Raw genomic sequence first — 18321 nt, forward strand, 5'->3', positions numbered from 1 at the left:
AATAGATGTTTATAATTTAATTAATTAAAAAAACTTATTTTTTTTAATTCTTTAAAAAAATTTGGATATGTTTTACTAGTACAATTAGGATTAATAATTCCTACTGAATTATTAGATAATGATAATAATGAAAAACACATAGCCATACGATGATCATTATATGTTTCAATAACAACTTTTTTTATATATTTAGGAGGTGAAATAATAATATAATCATTACCTGTAATAATTTTTGCACCAGTTTTTCTTAATTCTTCAGACATTGCTTGTAAACGATCAGTTTCTTTTACTTTCCAATTATATATATTTTTTATAGTTGTAATACCTTTTGCAAATAAACTAGTAACAGCTAAAGTCATAGCTATATCTGGAATATCATTACAATCTATATTTATTGATTTTAAAGTATTTTTTGTACAACTAATATAATTTTTATTATAATTTATTATTGCGCCCATTTTTTGTAAAATATTAACATATTTTATATCACCTTGAATACTATTTTTATTTATATTTTTTAATTTAACTGTACCTCCTTTAATTGCAGCTGCAGATAGAAAATATGAAGCAGAAGATGCATCTCCTTCTATAGTATATTCTCCAGGAGAAATATAATTTTGTTGGCCAGAAATTTTAAATTGTTTATAATTATTATTTTCTACATGAATACCAAAAACTTTCATTAATTTAATAGTTATATCAATATATGGTTTTGATACTAAATTATTAGTAATATTAATTAAAGTATTTTGTTTTAATAAAGGACTTATAATTAATAATGAAGTTAAAAACTGACTAGAGATAGAACCTTCTATTTTAATAATATTATTACCTTGAAAACCTCCTTTTATATTTATAGGTGGAAAATTTTTTTTTTCTAAATATTTTATAATTGCACCTCCTTCTTTTAAAGAATCTACAAGATGTTTAATAGGTCTTTCTTTCATTCTTGGTTCACCAGTTAAAATAATATCACATTTATCATTTAATGATAATACAGCTGTTAATGGTCTAATTACAGTTCCTGCATTTCCAAGAAATAATTTTAATTTTTTTTTAGGTGTAAAAATTCCATTATTTCCTATAATTAAACATTCTTTTTGATTATTTGATAAAATAAATTTAATACCTAATATTTTTAATGCATTTAACATATGATTAATATCATCACTACTAGGTAAATTTATTAATTTAGTAGTACCTTTAGCTAAAGCTGATAATAAAAGTACTCTATTAGAGATACTTTTAGATCCAGGTAAAGATATAGATCCTTGAATTTTATTAATAGATTGAAGAATTAAAATATTTTTCATAATATATTATTTAAATTAAATTTTAAAATTATCATAACATTTATGAGTATATTTTTTCAAAATCATTCATAAAATTTATTAATTTTTTAATTCCTTCAAGAGGCATTGCATTATATATAGATGCTCTAATTCCCCCAATTATTTTATGTCCTTTAAGATAATATAATCCATTTTCTCTTGATTTTTGTAAAAATAAATTTTCTTTTTCAGGATTTTTTAAATGAAAAACAATATTTGTTATAGATCTATTGTAATATTTAATATTATTTATATAAAATTCACTTTTATCAATAGTAGAATATAATAATTCTGCTTTTTGTTTATTTATTTTACTAATATATTTTATACCTCCTTTTTTTTTTAACCATTTTAAAACTAATCCTGATAAATATAAAGAAAAAGTAGGAGGTGTATTAAACATTGAATTATGTTTAGATATAATTTGATAATCTAATACTGAAGGTAATTCTTTTCTTTTTTTATAATTATTTAAAATTAAATCTTTTCTTATAATTAAAATAGTTAATCCCGCAGAACCAATATTTTTTTGTGCACTTGCATATATCATTCCATAATTTTTTATATTAATTTCTTTTGCCAGAATAGAAGATGATAAATCTGCAATAATAATTTTATTTTTAAGTTTAGGTTCTTCATTTATTGCAATACCTTCTATTGTTTCATTAGGACAATAATGTATATATTTTGAATTGTTACCAAAATTCCAATATTTCATTTTTTTTATATAATATATCCCATTTTCTTTTTTTACTGGATTAATAATATTAGGTTTACAGTATTTTTTAGATTCTTCTATTGCTTTATTAGACCAATGACCAATATTTACATAATCAGCTGTTTCATTATAATATAATAAATTCATTGGTATAGCTGAAAATTGTGTTCGAGCACCTCCTTGACAAAATAATATTTCATATTGTAAAGGTATATTCATTAATTCACGTAAATCTTTTTTTATATTTTTTACTAAATTAGTAAAATCTTTACTACGATGACTAATTTCCATAACAGAAACATTTAAATTATTCCAATTTATTAATTCATTTTGAGCTTTTTTTAATACTTCATAAGGTAATGACGCTGGTCCAGGACTAAAATTAAATATTTTTTTTATGTTCATAATTAATCCTATTTAAATAATTTTAAATTATAATTTTTTATTATATTGTATTATTATGTGTATACATGGACATTATAATACCAAAATTAGCCATAATAACGACAAGAGATGAACCACCATAACTTATCAAAGGTAAAGGAATACCAACAATAGGTAATAAACCACTTACCATACTTATATTAATAAAAGTACATAAAAAAAACATTAATGTAATACCACTAATTATAATTTTATTAAAAATATTATGACATTTTAATGATAAAAATAAACTTCTTCCTATTAATAATATATATAAAGTAATAAGAAGTAATACTCCTATAAAACCAAATTCTTCTGCAAACACAGAAAAGATAAAATCAGTATGTTTTTCTGGTAAAAAATTTAATTGTGCTTGTGTTCCATGCCTCCAACCTTTACCAAATAAACCACCAGAACCAATTGCTATTTTAGATTGAAAAAGATGGTATCCTTTACCTAATAAATCGTAATTTATTTTTAATAACATTAACATTCTTTCTCTTTGATAATCATGTAATAAAAAAACCCATGCAAAGGGGATAAATATTATAAATAAAATAATACTATTTATAATTCTTTTCCAAGATAACCCAGCCAAAAATAATATAATAGAACCAGATAAACCAATTAATATTGCAGTACCTAAATCTGGTTGTTTAGCAACTAATATAGTAGGTATTAATATTAAAATTATAGTTTTTAAAAATGTTCTTGTATCAATATAATAATCAACTTTATTAATAATATGAGCTATAATTAAAGGAACAGAAATTTTAGCTATTTCAGATGGTTGAAATTTAATAAAATTAATATGTAACCATCTTTGAGCTCCTTTTGTAGTACAACCCATAAATTTTACTGCAATTAATAGACAAATAGAAAAAAAATAAAATAAAAAAGAATATTTTTCATAAATATCGGGAGGAATTTGTGCGGCTATTAACATAATTATAAAACCTATACAAATTTGTATTATTTTATTTTTTAAAAAAATATTATTTTGTATACCTATTGAACTCCAAGTTGTAAGTAAACTAATTATCAAAATTAATATAATTAATAATAATAATATTAAATCTATATGTAATATAGAATTAATGAAATAATTTAAGTTTTTTTTTTTCATAATAAAATCACATAATTAAATATTTTATATTAAAAATTTTTCTGCATTTTTAAAAATATAATTTAAAATTTTTCTTGTAATATTTCCAATTAATATATTTTTATCATTATTTTCTATAATAATAGTAATAGCTATTTTAGGGTTTTTAAAAGGAGCAAAAGCTATTATAAGCTTATGATCTCTTAATTTTTTTTCTATTGTATTAATATTATATTTTTTTATATTTTTTAAATTAAAAACTTGAGCTGTTCCTGTTTTAGCTGCAACTTGATATTTTTTTACATCAAAAAAATATTTGTATAAAGTACCGTGTTTTTTATTTACTACATCATACATACCTTTTTTTACTATGTTCCAATATTTTTCAGGAAGATTTACTACTTTTTTATATTTTGTGTGTAAATAATATTTAAAAATATTATTTAATTTTTCTTTTTTATAAAGATGTAGAGGTTTACTAATGCCATTATTAATTAATATAGTTAATGCATTATGTATTTGTATCGGAGTTGCATTCCAATAACTTTGCCCTATACCTACTGAAATAGTATCTCCTATATACCAAGGAGTTTCTATATTTTTTAATTTCCATTGTTTTGTAGGAAGATTACCTAATTTTTCATTAAAAAGATCAATATTTGTTAATTTTCCATAACCAAATTTATTCATCCATTTATGAATTTTGTTAATTCCTATATTATAGGCTAAATGATAAAAAAAAGAATCAGATGATTCTTTTATTGCTTTATTAATGTTTAAATATCCATGACCATTTTTTTTCCAATCTTTATAAATTTGATTAAATTTAGGAATTTTCCACCATCCTGGATCAAATAATATTGTATATTCATTTATTAAATTTAAATTTAATGCTGCTAAAGCAATATATGGTTTAATTGTAGAAGCAGGGGGATAAATACCTTGAATAACACGGTTAATTAAAGGATTATCATTATTACTTTTTAATAAAAAATTTAAATTATTTTTTTCATTATTATCAATAAATAAATTAGGATTAAAACTAGGTGTAGAAACCATAGCTAGAATTTCTCCGTTTCTAGGATCACTAATAATTACAGCACCTTTTTTATCTTTCATTAATGAAAAAATATATTTTTGTAAATTGTAATCAATTGTTAAATAAATATCACTTCCTGTATATGCTTCTTGTGTACAAATATCATATTTATAAAATCCTTTATTATTTATAGCAATTTTTCGATAACCAGTTGTGCCATATATTTTTTTTTGGTAATATTTTTCGATACCACTTATTCCTATTGAGGATTTATCAATATAATTTTTTACTAATTTTTTTTTTTTAAAAATAATTTTTTTTTTATTTTTACTAAAATTAATATAACCTATTACATGAGCAAATAAATTTCCTTGCGGATAAAAACGTTTTTGATAAATTTTTAAAGACATGTTAGGAAATTTATATTTATTAACTAAAAATTTTGATACTTGAATATTATTCAAATCTATTTTTAAAATTATTAGTTTTGATGGATGATTTTTTATTTTTAGTTTTATTAAATTTATTAAATTAAACTTATTAATTTTTAATTTTAATAATTTTTGTAAAAATATAATATTTCTAAAAAATGCATTAGTATTATTAGGTTTAATTTGAATATGATAAAAACTTTTATTTTTAGCTAAAATTATACCATTTCTATCATATATTAATCCTCTATTGGGTTTTAAAAAAAAAAAACCTGCATAATTACGCTCAGATTGTAATTTATATTTTCTATAAGATTTTATTTGTAAATAATATAAATTAAGTATTAAAATAAATAATAATATTGAAGATATTTTAATTAATAATTTCGTTCTTTGTAAAAAAATTTTTGATTTTATTGTATAATTTTTTAAAAAATTATATTTTATATTCATTATTATATTTATACCTATATTATTTAATATCTTTTATGAAATTAATAAAATTAATCTTTCTAAATCAATCCAAAAATATTTTTCTGTATAATTTTTTATTAAAAAACTTTTAATATTTATTTCAATTTCTAACAATAATTTAACAATTAAAAATAATTTATTATTATTAATTCTTTTTAATATTTTTTTAAAATAAATTTGTTTTAATGAAGATATTAAAAATTTTTTAAATATAAAATTTAAAGAATATTTTTTTAAATTTCTATATATTTGTAAAATTAAAAAAATATTTTTTTGTAATTTATTAAAAATTAAAAAAATATTTTGTTTAGTATTTTTCATGTTTTTAATTATTATTAAACTATTTTGAGTATTACCTTCTAAAATAGAAGTTATTAAGTTTTTATCTTTAATAAATAAAAAATTATTAAAATAATTTTTAAAAAAAAATTCATTTAATGATTTATTATTTTTTTTGTGTATATATATATCTTTTATAACTTGATTTAAGAAAATTAAATTTTTTGAATAAAAATTTTGTAATATATTACAAATATTTTTATTTATAAATAAATTTAATTTTTTAAAACGAAAATAAATCCATTTAATAAGTTGCATATTATTTAATTTATTAAATTTATAAAATAATATATTTTTATTTTCTATAAGATTCTTAATAATTTTTTCAATATATAAATTTATATAATCATGAATTTCTATAATTAGAATATTATTAATATTTGTATATTTAATCAAATTAAAAATATTTTTTTTAAATTTAAAAAAAATATTTTTATTTAAAAAAATTAAATGTATTATTTGTTTTTTACAAAAAAAATCAGTTATAATAAACTTAAGAAAAATATTTTCCCAAATAGTATTATTATCTATAATTATAAGATTATTTTTTATATAATTTAGTTGTAATAATTTTTTAAATAATAAAACTATTTTTTGTTTAATAAAAAATATTTCATCTCCACCTATAAGGTAGCAATAAAATTTTTTATTATATATATTTTTATCAAAATCTAAAGATAATATTTGGTTCATTTTTTTATTAAAATTTATTTTTTATATAAATTTTATATTAATTAAAATTATAATTATTGTTGTTATTTTTTTTTTGTTACTATATTAAATATTTTTTGTGGAATATATATTGTTTTTATAATTTTCAGATTTATTAAAAAATTAGATATTTTATTATGTGATAATATATATTTTTTAATATCATTATGTTTATTTTTATATTTTTCCGGAATAGAAAAATTATATTTCTTTTTTCCATCTATTTGTATAATAACATTAAATGTATTATTTATTTTTTTAGTATTAATATCTATAATTAGAGGCCATGATTCATAATCTATATCATTTTTTTTTCCCATATGTTTCCATAATACAAAAGAAATATGTGGAGCAAAAGGATAAAGCATTTTTAATATAATTAATAAACCATTATAAATAATCATATGATCAATATCATTATATATTTTATATTTTTTAATTTGATTAAATAATATCATAATTGATGATATTGCTGTATTAAAAGATTGATTTTTTTCAAAATTATTTGTAACTTTAATAATAGTTTTATTTATAAAATCCTGTATGAGTAATTGATTTTTATTATAAAAAATAGATAATTTTTCTTTTTTATTTTTTTGATAATTATAAGATAAATTTTTATATTCATAAACAAATCTCCATATTTTTTTTAAAAATCTATACATTCCTTTGATTCCTGTTTCCTTCCATTCTAAATCCATAGTTGGAGGTGCTGCAAACATTATAAAAAGACGTAAAGAATCTGCTCCATATTTTTCAATAATATTTTGAGGATTAATACCATTATTCTTAGATTTAGACATTTTAATCATACCATGATTAATTAATTTTCTTCCTTCATTGTCTAAAATAATATTTTTTTTCTTATCAAAAATAATGTTTTTTTCATTTACCCAATGATATTTTTTTTCTTTATCTTTATAATAGTAAGCATTAGCTAATACCATTCCTTGACATAATAATTTTTTTACTGGTTCATCAATATTTAATAATCCTATATCTCTCATTAGTTTATGAAAAAAACGAAAATATATTAAATGCATAGTTGCATGTTCTATTCCTCCAATATATTGATCTACAGGTAACCAATAGTTAGCTTTTTTTTTATTTAACATATGATTTATTTCATTAGGACAAGTATATCTTGCATAATACCATGAAGATTCGATAAAAGTATCAAATGTATCCGTTTCTAATTGTCCTTTTATTCCATTATGATTATAATTGAACCATTTTAAATTATTTTTTATTTTTTTATTATAATTTTCATTTATATTTTTACTAAACAATTTCTTTGGAAAAATAAAAGGTAAATTTTGATTTTGTAATGGTATAAATTTTCCATTTTTTTGTATAATTATAGGAATAGGTGTGCCCCATATTCTTTGTCTTGAAATACTCCAATCTTTTAAATTATAATATCTTTTATAAGATGCATTTTTTTCTAAAATTAAATTATTAATAAATAATTTATTATTATCTTTAATATTATTAAATATATTTAATTTTATATTTTGTGATAAAAATAATATATTATATTTTTGTGTCAAAATATTATCTTCTTGATTATAATGAGGTATACCAATAGTAGCTTTAATTTTATTAAAATTAGATAAATAATTTACAATTATTATTGGTATTTTTTTTTTTAAAAAAATATTATATGCAAATAAATTACTATTTAAAGATTCTATTTTTTTTTGTGAAAATTCATATCTATCTAAAATAGATAAAGATGAATATTTATTAATAAAATTTTTAATTTTTTCATTCTTTATAAAATTTTTAAGTATTGGATGATTATACAAAATTTTTATAAAAACAATATTATTAATAATATAATAATATTTTTTTTCTATAAATATATTAAATTTATAATTAGTATTATAAATTTGAAAAATAATTTTTACTCCTTCTATTTTACCTATCCAATTTTTTTGCATATTTATTACTTTTTTAGGCCAACTGTGTAATTTTTTTAAATCATTAAGTAGTTCCTCTGCATAATTAGTAATTTTTAAAAACCATTGTTTAACTAATTTTTTTTTAACAATACTATTACATCTCCAACAACATTTATTAATTACTTGTTCATTAGCTAATATAGTTTTATCTATAGAACACCAATTTACTATATCATTTTTCTTATATGCTAAACCTAAATTATATAATTTTATAAAAAACCATTGTTCCCAACGATAATAACTAGAATCACATGTTGTAATCTCTCTATCCCAATCAAAACTAAATCCTAATAATTTTAATTGTTTTCTCATATATCGAATATTATTTTTAGTCCATATATTAGGAGAAATCTTATGATTATGAGCAGCAATTTCTGCAGGTAAACCAAAAGCATCCCATCCTATAGGATGTAAAACATTCTTACCTAACATACGTTGATATCTTGCAATAACATCTCCTATCGTATAATTACGTACATGTCCCATATGTAATTTTCCTGATGGATAAGGTAACATTGAAAGACAATAAAATTTTTTTTTATTATAATTTTCAATTACTTTAAAAGTTTTTTTCAACTCCCATTTTTTTTGTACATAAAATTCTATTTCTTTAGGAAAATATTTTTTTTTCATATAAAAAAAATTCCTGAATATATTATTCAATATTTTATTAATTTAAAATTATAAATTATTTTATAAAAAAATTTTTTATAATTTTAATTATATATAAATTATATTTAAAAATATGGATTTTTGTATCCAAGTAAATTAAGCATTTTAATTTCTTTTAATTGCATTAAACATGTTTCATTAATATTTTTATGATTATATTGTAATAAATGTAAACATGCATGAATAATAATATGAGCCCAATGTGATTGTAATGATTTTTTTTGTAAAAAAGATTCATTTTCAATAATTTCTTTACATAAAATAATATCACCTGATAATGTTTTATCTGAAATATTTCTTTCTAATAAAAAAGATAAAACATTAGTTGGTTTAGAAATTTTTAAATATTTTTTATTAAGTTTAAAAATATAATTTTTTTCTACAATAGAAATATTTAATATAATTTTTTTTATATTTTTTTTTGAAAAAATTGAATATAACCAATAAAAAATATCATCTTTAAAAGGTAAATTATTATTATTTTTACAAAAACTGTAATAATTTAAGATTATATTTAATTTCATAACATTCTAAAATAAAAATTAATTTTTATAGATAGACATAAATTTTCCATATAAAGAATATATATATGAATCAATAATTTTTACATAAATAAATTGACCAATATAATTTTTTTTACAAGTAAAAAAAACCATTCTATTATTTTCAGTTTTTCCAAAATATTTATTATTTTGATTTGATATCCCTTCTACTAAAATAATTTGTATTGTATTTACCATTTTTAAACTAAATTTTTTAGTTTGTTGTTTTATACAATCTTGTAATAAATATAATCGCTTTTTTTTTTCTAAAATATTTGTATTATCTTTCATTTTACTAGCTGGAGTTCCTGGTCTAGAAGAATAAATAAAACTAAAACTCATATCTAAATCTAGATCTAAAATTAATGAAATAGTATTTTCAAAATCTTTTTTAGTTTCTCCTGGGAAACCAACTATAAAATCTGAACTAATTTGAATATTAGGTCTAACATTCTTAATTCTATTTATAATAGAAACATAATCAGATATATTATATCTTCTTTTCATTAAAGATAAAATCTTATCAGATCCACTTTGTACTGGTAAATGTAAAAAATTTACTAATTTTGGAATTTTATTGTATACATTAATTAATTCATCAGAAAAATTTATTGGATGACTGGTAGTAAACCTAATTCTTTTAATATTTTCTATTTTTGAAATTAACGTTAATAATTTTGCAAAAGTATAATGTTTTTTTCTTTTATTATCAACATAATTATAAGAATTAACATTTTGTCCTAGTAAATGTATTTCCCTTACTCCTTGAGTAGATAAATTTTTAACTTCTATAAGTATATCTTTGTAAGGTCTACTTATTTCTTTTCCTCTAGTATGTGGTACTATACAGTAAGTACAATATTTGTTACAACCTTCTATAATAGAAATAAAAGCACTTACTTTGTCTGTTTTTGTCATAGGAAAAAATTGAAATTTTTCTATTTTAGGAAAACTAATATCAATTAAATATTTTTTAAATTTACGTACTTTATATATCATTTGAGGTAATCTATGAAAAGTTTGAGGACCAAAAATAATATCTACATAGTACGCTCTATTTAAAATTTTTTTACCCTCCTGTGTGGCAACACATCCTCCTACTCCAATAATAATTTCAGGATTTTTTTTTTTAAAATACTTCCATCTTCCCAATTGATGAAATAGTTTTTCTTGTGCTTTTTCTCTAATAGAACAAGTATTTAATATTAAAATATTTGCATTTTTACTAGATTTAGTAATTTTACAATTTAATTTATTTTTCATAATATCAGCTATCTTGGAAGAATCATATTCATTCATTTGACAGCCCCAAGTTTTGATATATAATTTATCATTTGACATAATTAATAACTATAAATTTATTTTTTATTAATTTTTATAAAAAATAAAAAAAATAAATAAACCTGGGGTACCTGGATTTGAACCAGGGATGCCGGTATCAAAAACCGGTGCCTTAACCACTTGGCTATACCCCATGAATATTATTTATTATATTTTGCGGAAGACGAGATTTGAACTCGTATTATATTATAATTTCAATAACCAGAACCTAAATCTGGTGCGTCTACCAAATTCCGCCACTTCCGCAAATTATTTTTTTTTATTTTAGCTACGATGGGAATTGAACCCATGACCTCAGCGTTATGAATGCTGTGCTCTAACCGTACTGAGCTACGTAGCCAATAACTATTTTTATATTATGTAAATAATAAATTATAACGTCAACTAATTTATTTATTTAAATTTATATTTAAATTAAATTTGTGAAAAGAGTAAAAAAAATATGTATAAATATAATAATTTTTACCAAAAAAATTTTATTTTTAAAATTATTGAAAATGATATAAAAAGTAAAAAGTATAATTTAATATATACTCGATTTCCTCCAGAACCTAATGGTTATTTACATATAGGTCATATAAAATCTATTTGTTTGAATTTTTCAATAGCTAAATTTTATAATGGTAAATTTTTTTTAAGAATTGATGATACTAATCCTTCAACAGAAAATATAAAATATATTAAATCTATAAAAAAAGATTTAAGATGGTTAGGTTTTCAATGGGATGAAGAAATTAAATATACATCAAATTATTTTAATATAATGTATGAGTATGCTATTGAATTAATTAAGAAAAATTTAGCATATGTTGATGAATTAAATACAGATGATATTAGAAATTATAGAGGTACATTAATAATACCTGGAAAAAACAGTCCATATAGAGATCGTTCAATTAAAGAAAATTTAAATTTATTTGAAAAAATGCGTTTAGGTAAATTTAATGAGGGTAATTTTTGTTTACGTGCTAAAATAGATATGAGATCAAAAATAATCCTCATGAGAGATCCTGTATTATACAGAATTAAATATAAAAAACATCATCAAACTAATAATAAATGGTGTATATATCCAACATATGATTTTAGCCATTGTATATCTGATGCAATTGAAGGAATTACCCATTCTTTATGTACATTAGAATTTCAAGATAACAGAATATTATATAATTGGATACTTAATAATATTAATATAAAAAATCATCCTCAACAATATGAATTTTCAAAATTAAATATAGAATATGGTATTACTTCTAAGAGAAATATTAATATTTTAATAAAAAATAAAATAGTTAGTGGATGGGATGATCCTCGTTTATTAACTATTTCAGGATTACGTAGAAAGGGATACACAGCTTCATCTTTAAAAAATTTTTGTTATCGTATAGGAGTGACAAAACAAAATAATGTTATAGAAATTTCTTCTCTAGAATCTTGTATAAAATTAGAATTAAATAAGTTAGCTCCTAGAGCAATGGCTATTTTAAGACCTTTAAAAATTGTTATTGATAATTTACCATTAGGTAAAAAAATTAAATTATTAATTCCAAATCATCCAAATAATAAAAACATGGGATATAAAAATATTTATTTTACTAAAGAAATATATATAGATATTTTAGATTTTTCTGAAGTAGAAAAAAAAAATTATAAAAGACTTATTCTAGGAAGTAAAGTCAAATTAAGATATTCTTTTATAATTAAAGCAAAAAAAATTATAAAAGATATTAATAACAACATTATTTGTATTCATTGTATATATTATAAAAATACATTAGGGATTAAAATAGATAAGAAAAAACAAGAAGTAAAAGGTATAATTCATTGGATATCTTTTTTTGATGCTCAACCAGCCATATTTTATTTATATAATAACTTATTTTTAAAAAAAAATATTAATAAATTTGATAATATTTTACAATTTGTAAACAAAAAATCATTATTAATATGTCATGGTTTTATCGAAAAAAATTTATTAAAAAATGATAAAAATCAATATTTTCAATTTGAAAGAGAAGGTTATTTTTATTTCGATAAAAAATATTCAAGTAAAAATAATATAATTTTTAATAGAATTTTATCTTTAAGAAAAAATAAATAAACTATATAAAAAATCAATTATATTAAATATAATATAATTGATTTTAAAATTATTATATTTTTAGTTCTTTAGTAATTTGTTTAGTCCAAACTTTAATACGTAAATCAGTTAATTCCGGTTGTCTATCTTCATCTATAGTTAATCCTAAAAAATAATTTTTATTTTTTAAACTTTTAGTATCATAAAAATGATATCCTTTAGTCGGCCAATATCCAATAATTTTAGCTTTATTAGTTTTAACTATGTTATAAATAACTTTTATAGCATCACAAAAATATTCTCCATAATCTTCTTGATCACCACAACCAAATAAGCCTATATATTTATTTTTACAGTTTACTTTTTGTAAAGTAGGTAAAAAATCTTCCCAATCACATTGTACTTCTCCATAATACCATGTTGGTACTCCTAATAAAAGGATATTATATTTTTCAATATCTTTTTTATCTGTTTCAGAAATATTAAATACTGAAGAAATTTTTTTATTTAATTGTTTTTGTATATTAAAAGCAACATTTTCAGTGTTACCCGTATCGCTACCAAAAAAAATACCAATTTTTGACATTTTATATTATTTGCTTTAAAAATATTATTTATAACATAATTTTAATATTAATTTAAATACTATTTTTGTATTTTCAATATGTAATAAGTGACCAGAATTTTGAATATTATATATTTTTGCATTAGGAAATTGAAAGAAAATATCTTTATAATTAATTTTATTTATATAATTTGATTGTTCTCCTTTTAAAAAAGAAATATTACCTTTCCATCTAGGAATTATATTCCAATCTAATATTTTTTTATATTCATTTTTTAAAATTGTAAAATTAAATTCCCATTGACCATTTATAAATGTTTTCAATAATGTATTTATTACATATTCATTTTTAATATATAATTTCATTATATGAAATGCATTTTTTCTTGTTAAAATATTTTTTTTATTTATTTGATCTAATGCAAAAAATATATTTTTATTAAAATATTTGTATTTTATAGGTGCTATATCTAGAATAATAATATTTTTAATATTATTAAATGGTATAAATTGAGTAATATTCATAGCTATTTTACCACCCATAGAATGACCAATAATAATAATTTTTTGTTTTATATTTAAAAAATTTAATGTATCTAATACATCTTTAGATAAAGATATATAATCCATTTTTTTATTTCTAGGAGATAAACCATGATTTCTAATATCTAATAATATAATTTTATACTTTAAATACTTATTTATAAATTTTCCTATTGAATATAAACTATTTTTATTTCCAAATAATCCATGTAATATAATAATTGTATATTCTTTTTTAAAAGAAGAAATGTTATTTGTAATAATTGAATAATTAAGAAGCATATAGAAAAATAAAATATATTTTAAATACCAATATTTTATCACATAAAATAAAAAAATTGAATTTTTTATAAATTTAAAATTATGATATACTTTATTTTATAAAAATAAAATATTTTTTAAAAAAAATATATTTTAAAATTAATATTTTAAAATATTAAATTATCATACTATATGAAAAATATTAATCCGACAAAAACTTTTTCTTGGAAAAAATTAAAAAATCATTTTCAGGAAATTAAAAAAATAACTATTAATGATTTATTTATAACTGATAAAAAAAGATTTGAAAATTTTTCAATTAATTTTGAGAATATGATTCTTTTTGATTATTCAAAAAATATTCTTAATCAAAAAACTATAAATTATTTAGTAAATTTAGCAAAAGAAACTAAATGTTTTGATGCTATTTATTCAATGTTTAATGGTAAAAAAATTAATGTTACAGAACAACAATCAGTATTACATACTGCATTAAGATATAATAATCTAAATTTTTTTTTAAAAGATAAAAAAATATATAACAATATAGATAAAATTTTAGAAAAAATTAAAAATATTTCTAATGATATAATTTCAGAAAAATGGAAAGGTTATACAAATAAAAAAATAAAAAATATAATAAATATAGGAATAGGAGGTTCTCAATTAGGTCCTTTAATGGTTACAGAATCATTAAAATCATATAAGAATAAATTAAATTTATTTTTTCTATCTAATATTGATCCTGATCAATTAATAAGTATTATTAATCAAATAAATCCGGAAGAAAGTTTATTTATTATTTCTTCAAAAACTTTTAGTACACAAGAAACAATAACTAACGCCTTAAGTATAAGAGAGTGGTTTTCAAAAAATATAAATACAAATTTAAACAAAAATATTTTTTCTAAACATTTTATTGCAGTAACAAATAATATTAATGAAGCAATAAAATTTGGTATAGATAAAAAAAATATTTTACCATTATTATCTGAAATAGGAGGACGTTTTTCTTTATGGTCTTCTATTGGAATTTTAATTTCTTTATCTATTGGTTTTAATAATTTTCAAAAATTATTACAAGGTGCAAATAAAATGGATTATCATTTTTTTTCTACTCCTATAGAAAAAAATATTCCTATTATTATGGCATTAATTAGTATCTGGTATAGTAATTTTTGGAATACGGAAACAGAAGCAATAATTCCTTATTGTGATAATATGCGTTTTTTACCATCCTATTTACAACAATTAAATATGGAATCTAATGGTAAGTCTATAGATAGAAATGGTAATAAAATAAAATACCAAACTAGCTCAATTATATGGGGTGATGTAGGTACTAACGGACAACATTCTTTTTTTCAAATGTTACATCAAGGAACTAAATTAATACCATGTGATTTTATAGCTACAGCTATACCTAATCATAATAAATATAAAAATCATCATACTAAACTTATTGCAAATTATATTGCACAAACAAAGGCACTAGCTTTTGGAAATATTAATGATTATATATGTAAACAAAATATATATCAATGTTGTTTTGGAAATAAACCAAGTAATTCTATTTTTTTAAAGAAAATAACTCCTTATAATTTAGGATTATTAATTTCATATTATGAACACAAAATTTTTATACAAGGAGTAATTTTAAATATATTTTCTTTTGATCAATGGGGAGTTGAATTAGGTAAAAAAATAACTAATTATTTAGTTGAAAACATAAATAAAAATATTCAAAAAATAATTAAATATGATGATTCTTCTAAGGGATTAATTAATTTTTATAAATATTTTAATTAAAATTTATTTTAATAATAGAAGTTATATATATTAATATAGTAATATTTTATTATTTAAAATATTTTCTTTTAAATTTTGAATTTAAATTTTTATAATTCTTTTTAAATATTAATTTTAAATTAATATTTTTATTTAAAATTGTAATATTTTTAGAATACTTTACAATATTATTTTTAATATTAGGAGATAATTCAATAGTAGAATAATTAGTAAATAATTTTATATTACCAAGATCATTACTATTTATTTGAAGTTCATTAATAATTGCGCCGACAATATGTCGAACTTCTACTTTATCTTTTTTTCCTATATTAATTTGATAAGTTTCCATATATTTTTTTATTTTTCTATATTTTTTAGTATATTTATTCTTATTAAAATATATTTTTTTATTAAATATTTTTTTTGAGTTAATTGTATCAGGAGGTAAAATTAAAGATTTTTTACCTTGAGATAATTTTAATAAAATTATAATTAATGTTTCTTTATTTATATTATTTTTTATAATTAATGTTGATATAATATCTTGATATTTACTTAAATCGATATTTTTAATTAATTTTGATTCTTCTTCTATTTTTTTGATAAATTTTTCTAATCTTTTTTCACATAAAATTTTATTATTAGGTAATAATATTTCATCAATATGATATTTAATTTTATGTTCAATATTTTTAAGTAATCTTCGTTCTTTATATTCAATAAATGTTAAAGATTTACCTTGTCTACCTGCTCTTCCAGTTCTTCCTATACGATGGATATATGTTTCAATATCCATTGGTATATCGTAATTTATAACTAAATTAATTCTATTTACATCTAATCCCCTTGCAGCAATATCAGTAGCAATTAAAATATCTAATTTCCCATTTCTAAATTTTTCTAATGTTTGTTCTCTATTATTCTGATTCATATCTCCGTTTAATGCTGCGCCATTATAATTAAATTGTTTTAAGATATCAGCTATTTCTATTGTTAGAGTTTTAGTTTTAACAAAAATTAAAACTGCATTAAAATTTTCTGTTTCTAAAAATTTCATTAAAGCATCGATTTTTTTACCATATATTAAACAATATGTTTGTTTTATATTTGGAATTGTTTTAACATTTGTTTTTATAGATATTTCATATGGATGTATCATGAATTTTTTAGTTATATTTTTAATTCTTTTAGGCATAGTTGCAGAAAATAATGAAGTTTGATGTTTTTTAGGTATTGTAGATAATATTTTTTCTACATCTTCAATAAATCCCATTCTTAACATTTCATCTGCTTCATCTATAACTAAACTAGTTAATTTAGATAAATTAACTGTTTTTCTTTGGATATGATCTAGTAACCGTCCTGGAGTAGCTATAATAATTTGAACACCTAAATGTAAACGTTTAAATTGTATATGATAAGATTGTCCACCATATAAAGCTAAAATATTAATTCCATTTATATATTTTGCAAATATAGATGTTGCTTTAGTTACTTGTATCGCTAATTCTCTTGTAGGTGTCAAAATTAATATTTGAGTTTTTTTGATAGATATATTTAAATTATTTAATAATGGTAATATAAATGCAGCAGTTTTACCACTACCTGTTTGTGCTATTCCTAATACATCTTTTCCTAATAATAAATATGGAATACATTTTTTTTGTATAGGAGATGGTTCTACATACCCTATATCATTTAATGCTTTTAATAAAAATTTATTTAAACCAAGTGTGCTAAAAGTAATAATATTTGTCATGTAGTATAATGCCTATTTAAATGAGTATATAATTAAAAATTTAATATAAGTAATTATATAATAATTATTTGATGGGGGTATAAAAATTAACAATTACATTGTAATTATGTTTTATATTAAACATAATTACAAATATTAAAATTATTTTATATAAATAATTATTTTACAATTAATTTTTTATAAATGACTATATTTAGTAAATATTTATATTTTGAAATATTATTGATTAAAA

General features: G+C 18.8%; 13 protein-coding genes and 3 tRNA genes. 2 read left to right on the top strand and 14 right to left on the bottom strand.

What is annotated here, in order from left to right:
- Positions 1-20 precede the first annotated feature (20 nt).
- From aroA to GJU02_RS01495, 11 genes are all read right to left on the bottom strand, one after another.
- Positions 21-1313, bottom strand: coding sequence for a 3-phosphoshikimate 1-carboxyvinyltransferase (aroA, locus tag GJU02_RS01445; RefSeq protein ID WP_168919315.1), 1293 nt, complete (start codon positions 1311-1313; stop codon positions 21-23).
- Between the two features lie 40 nt (positions 1314-1353).
- Positions 1354-2448 carry a 3-phosphoserine/phosphohydroxythreonine transaminase gene (gene serC / locus GJU02_RS01450; RefSeq protein ID WP_425482343.1) on the bottom strand — a complete coding sequence of 365 codons (1095 nt, stop codon included), beginning with the start codon at positions 2446-2448 and terminating at the stop codon, positions 1354-1356.
- A 46-nt stretch (positions 2449-2494) separates the two neighbouring features.
- Complete coding sequence (gene rodA / locus GJU02_RS01455; RefSeq protein WP_168919317.1) at positions 2495-3598, bottom strand: rod shape-determining protein RodA; 1104 nt, start codon at positions 3596-3598, stop codon at positions 2495-2497.
- A gap of 24 nt (positions 3599-3622) precedes the next feature.
- Positions 3623-5500 carry a penicillin-binding protein 2 gene (mrdA, locus tag GJU02_RS01460; protein ID WP_168919318.1) on the bottom strand — a complete coding sequence of 626 codons (1878 nt, stop codon included), beginning with the start codon at positions 5498-5500 and terminating at the stop codon, positions 3623-3625.
- A gap of 33 nt (positions 5501-5533) precedes the next feature.
- The gene (holA, locus tag GJU02_RS01465) at positions 5534-6553 is read right to left on the bottom strand and encodes a DNA polymerase III subunit delta (protein ID WP_168919319.1); all 1020 of its coding nucleotides are present in this window, start codon (positions 6551-6553) and stop codon (positions 5534-5536) included.
- Between the two features lie 62 nt (positions 6554-6615).
- Positions 6616-9168 (bottom strand): leucine--tRNA ligase, encoded by a 2553-nt coding sequence (leuS, locus tag GJU02_RS01470; RefSeq protein WP_168919320.1) that lies wholly within the window; start codon positions 9166-9168, stop codon positions 6616-6618.
- 104 nt (positions 9169-9272) lie between these two features.
- Entirely contained in the window at positions 9273-9731 is a 459-nt protein-coding gene (gene ybeY / locus GJU02_RS01475) for an rRNA maturation RNase YbeY (RefSeq protein ID WP_168919321.1), read from the bottom strand.
- A gap of 18 nt (positions 9732-9749) precedes the next feature.
- Positions 9750-11090, bottom strand: coding sequence for a tRNA (N6-isopentenyl adenosine(37)-C2)-methylthiotransferase MiaB (gene miaB, locus GJU02_RS01480; RefSeq protein WP_168919322.1), 1341 nt, complete (start codon positions 11088-11090; stop codon positions 9750-9752).
- A 62-nt stretch (positions 11091-11152) separates the two neighbouring features.
- A tRNA-Gln gene (locus GJU02_RS01485) sits at positions 11153-11224 on the bottom strand.
- Positions 11225-11245: 21 nt separating this feature from the next.
- Positions 11246-11336: transfer RNA gene (locus GJU02_RS01490), tRNA-Leu, on the bottom strand.
- A 19-nt stretch (positions 11337-11355) separates the two neighbouring features.
- Positions 11356-11430, bottom strand: a tRNA-Met gene (locus GJU02_RS01495).
- A gap of 102 nt (positions 11431-11532) precedes the next feature.
- Between GJU02_RS01495 and glnS the strand changes: the two genes are divergently transcribed.
- Complete coding sequence (gene glnS, locus GJU02_RS01500; RefSeq protein ID WP_168919323.1) at positions 11533-13191, top strand: glutamine--tRNA ligase; 1659 nt, start codon at positions 11533-11535, stop codon at positions 13189-13191.
- Positions 13192-13243: 52 nt separating this feature from the next.
- Here the strand turns inward: glnS and fldA are convergent, their stop codons facing one another.
- Both fldA and GJU02_RS01510 read right to left on the bottom strand, forming a co-directional pair.
- Complete coding sequence (gene fldA / locus GJU02_RS01505; RefSeq protein ID WP_168919324.1) at positions 13244-13756, bottom strand: flavodoxin FldA; 513 nt, start codon at positions 13754-13756, stop codon at positions 13244-13246.
- A 24-nt stretch (positions 13757-13780) separates the two neighbouring features.
- Positions 13781-14560 carry an alpha/beta fold hydrolase gene (locus tag GJU02_RS01510; protein ID WP_168919325.1) on the bottom strand — a complete coding sequence of 260 codons (780 nt, stop codon included), beginning with the start codon at positions 14558-14560 and terminating at the stop codon, positions 13781-13783.
- Positions 14561-14731: 171 nt separating this feature from the next.
- Here GJU02_RS01510 and pgi point away from each other — a divergent pair, with 171 nt between their 5' ends.
- Positions 14732-16348 (top strand): glucose-6-phosphate isomerase, encoded by a 1617-nt coding sequence (gene pgi, locus GJU02_RS01515; RefSeq protein WP_168919326.1) that lies wholly within the window; start codon positions 14732-14734, stop codon positions 16346-16348.
- Positions 16349-16397: 49 nt separating this feature from the next.
- On the opposite strand, the gene GJU02_RS01520 is transcribed toward pgi, so the two are convergent.
- A complete protein-coding gene (locus GJU02_RS01520; RefSeq protein ID WP_168919327.1) occupies positions 16398-18089 on the bottom strand; it encodes a DEAD/DEAH box helicase in 1692 nt (563 codons plus the stop codon).
- Positions 18090-18321 lie beyond the last annotated feature (232 nt).

This window comes from Enterobacteriaceae endosymbiont of Donacia thalassina, from assembly GCF_012568245.1.
Taxonomy (GTDB): domain Bacteria; phylum Pseudomonadota; class Gammaproteobacteria; order Enterobacterales; family Enterobacteriaceae.

Coding starts and splice junctions, on each gene's coding strand:
- aroA (WP_168919315.1), bottom strand. CDS start 1,313: ATGAAAAATATTTTAATTCTTCAATCTATTAATAAAATTCAAGGATCT.
- rodA (WP_168919317.1), bottom strand. CDS start 3,598: ATGAAAAAAAAAAACTTAAATTATTTCATTAATTCTATATTACATATA.
- mrdA (WP_168919318.1), bottom strand. CDS start 5,500: ATGAATATAAAATATAATTTTTTAAAAAATTATACAATAAAATCAAAA.
- holA (WP_168919319.1), bottom strand. CDS start 6,553: ATGAACCAAATATTATCTTTAGATTTTGATAAAAATATATATAATAAA.
- leuS (WP_168919320.1), bottom strand. CDS start 9,168: ATGAAAAAAAAATATTTTCCTAAAGAAATAGAATTTTATGTACAAAAA.
- ybeY (WP_168919321.1), bottom strand. CDS start 9,731: ATGAAATTAAATATAATCTTAAATTATTACAGTTTTTGTAAAAATAAT.
- miaB (WP_168919322.1), bottom strand. CDS start 11,090: ATGTCAAATGATAAATTATATATCAAAACTTGGGGCTGTCAAATGAAT.
- glnS (WP_168919323.1), top strand. CDS start 11,533: ATGTATAAATATAATAATTTTTACCAAAAAAATTTTATTTTTAAAATT.
- fldA (WP_168919324.1), bottom strand. CDS start 13,756: ATGTCAAAAATTGGTATTTTTTTTGGTAGCGATACGGGTAACACTGAA.
- GJU02_RS01510 (WP_168919325.1), bottom strand. CDS start 14,560: ATGCTTCTTAATTATTCAATTATTACAAATAACATTTCTTCTTTTAAA.
- pgi (WP_168919326.1), top strand. CDS start 14,732: ATGAAAAATATTAATCCGACAAAAACTTTTTCTTGGAAAAAATTAAAA.
- GJU02_RS01520 (WP_168919327.1), bottom strand. CDS start 18,089: ATGACAAATATTATTACTTTTAGCACACTTGGTTTAAATAAATTTTTA.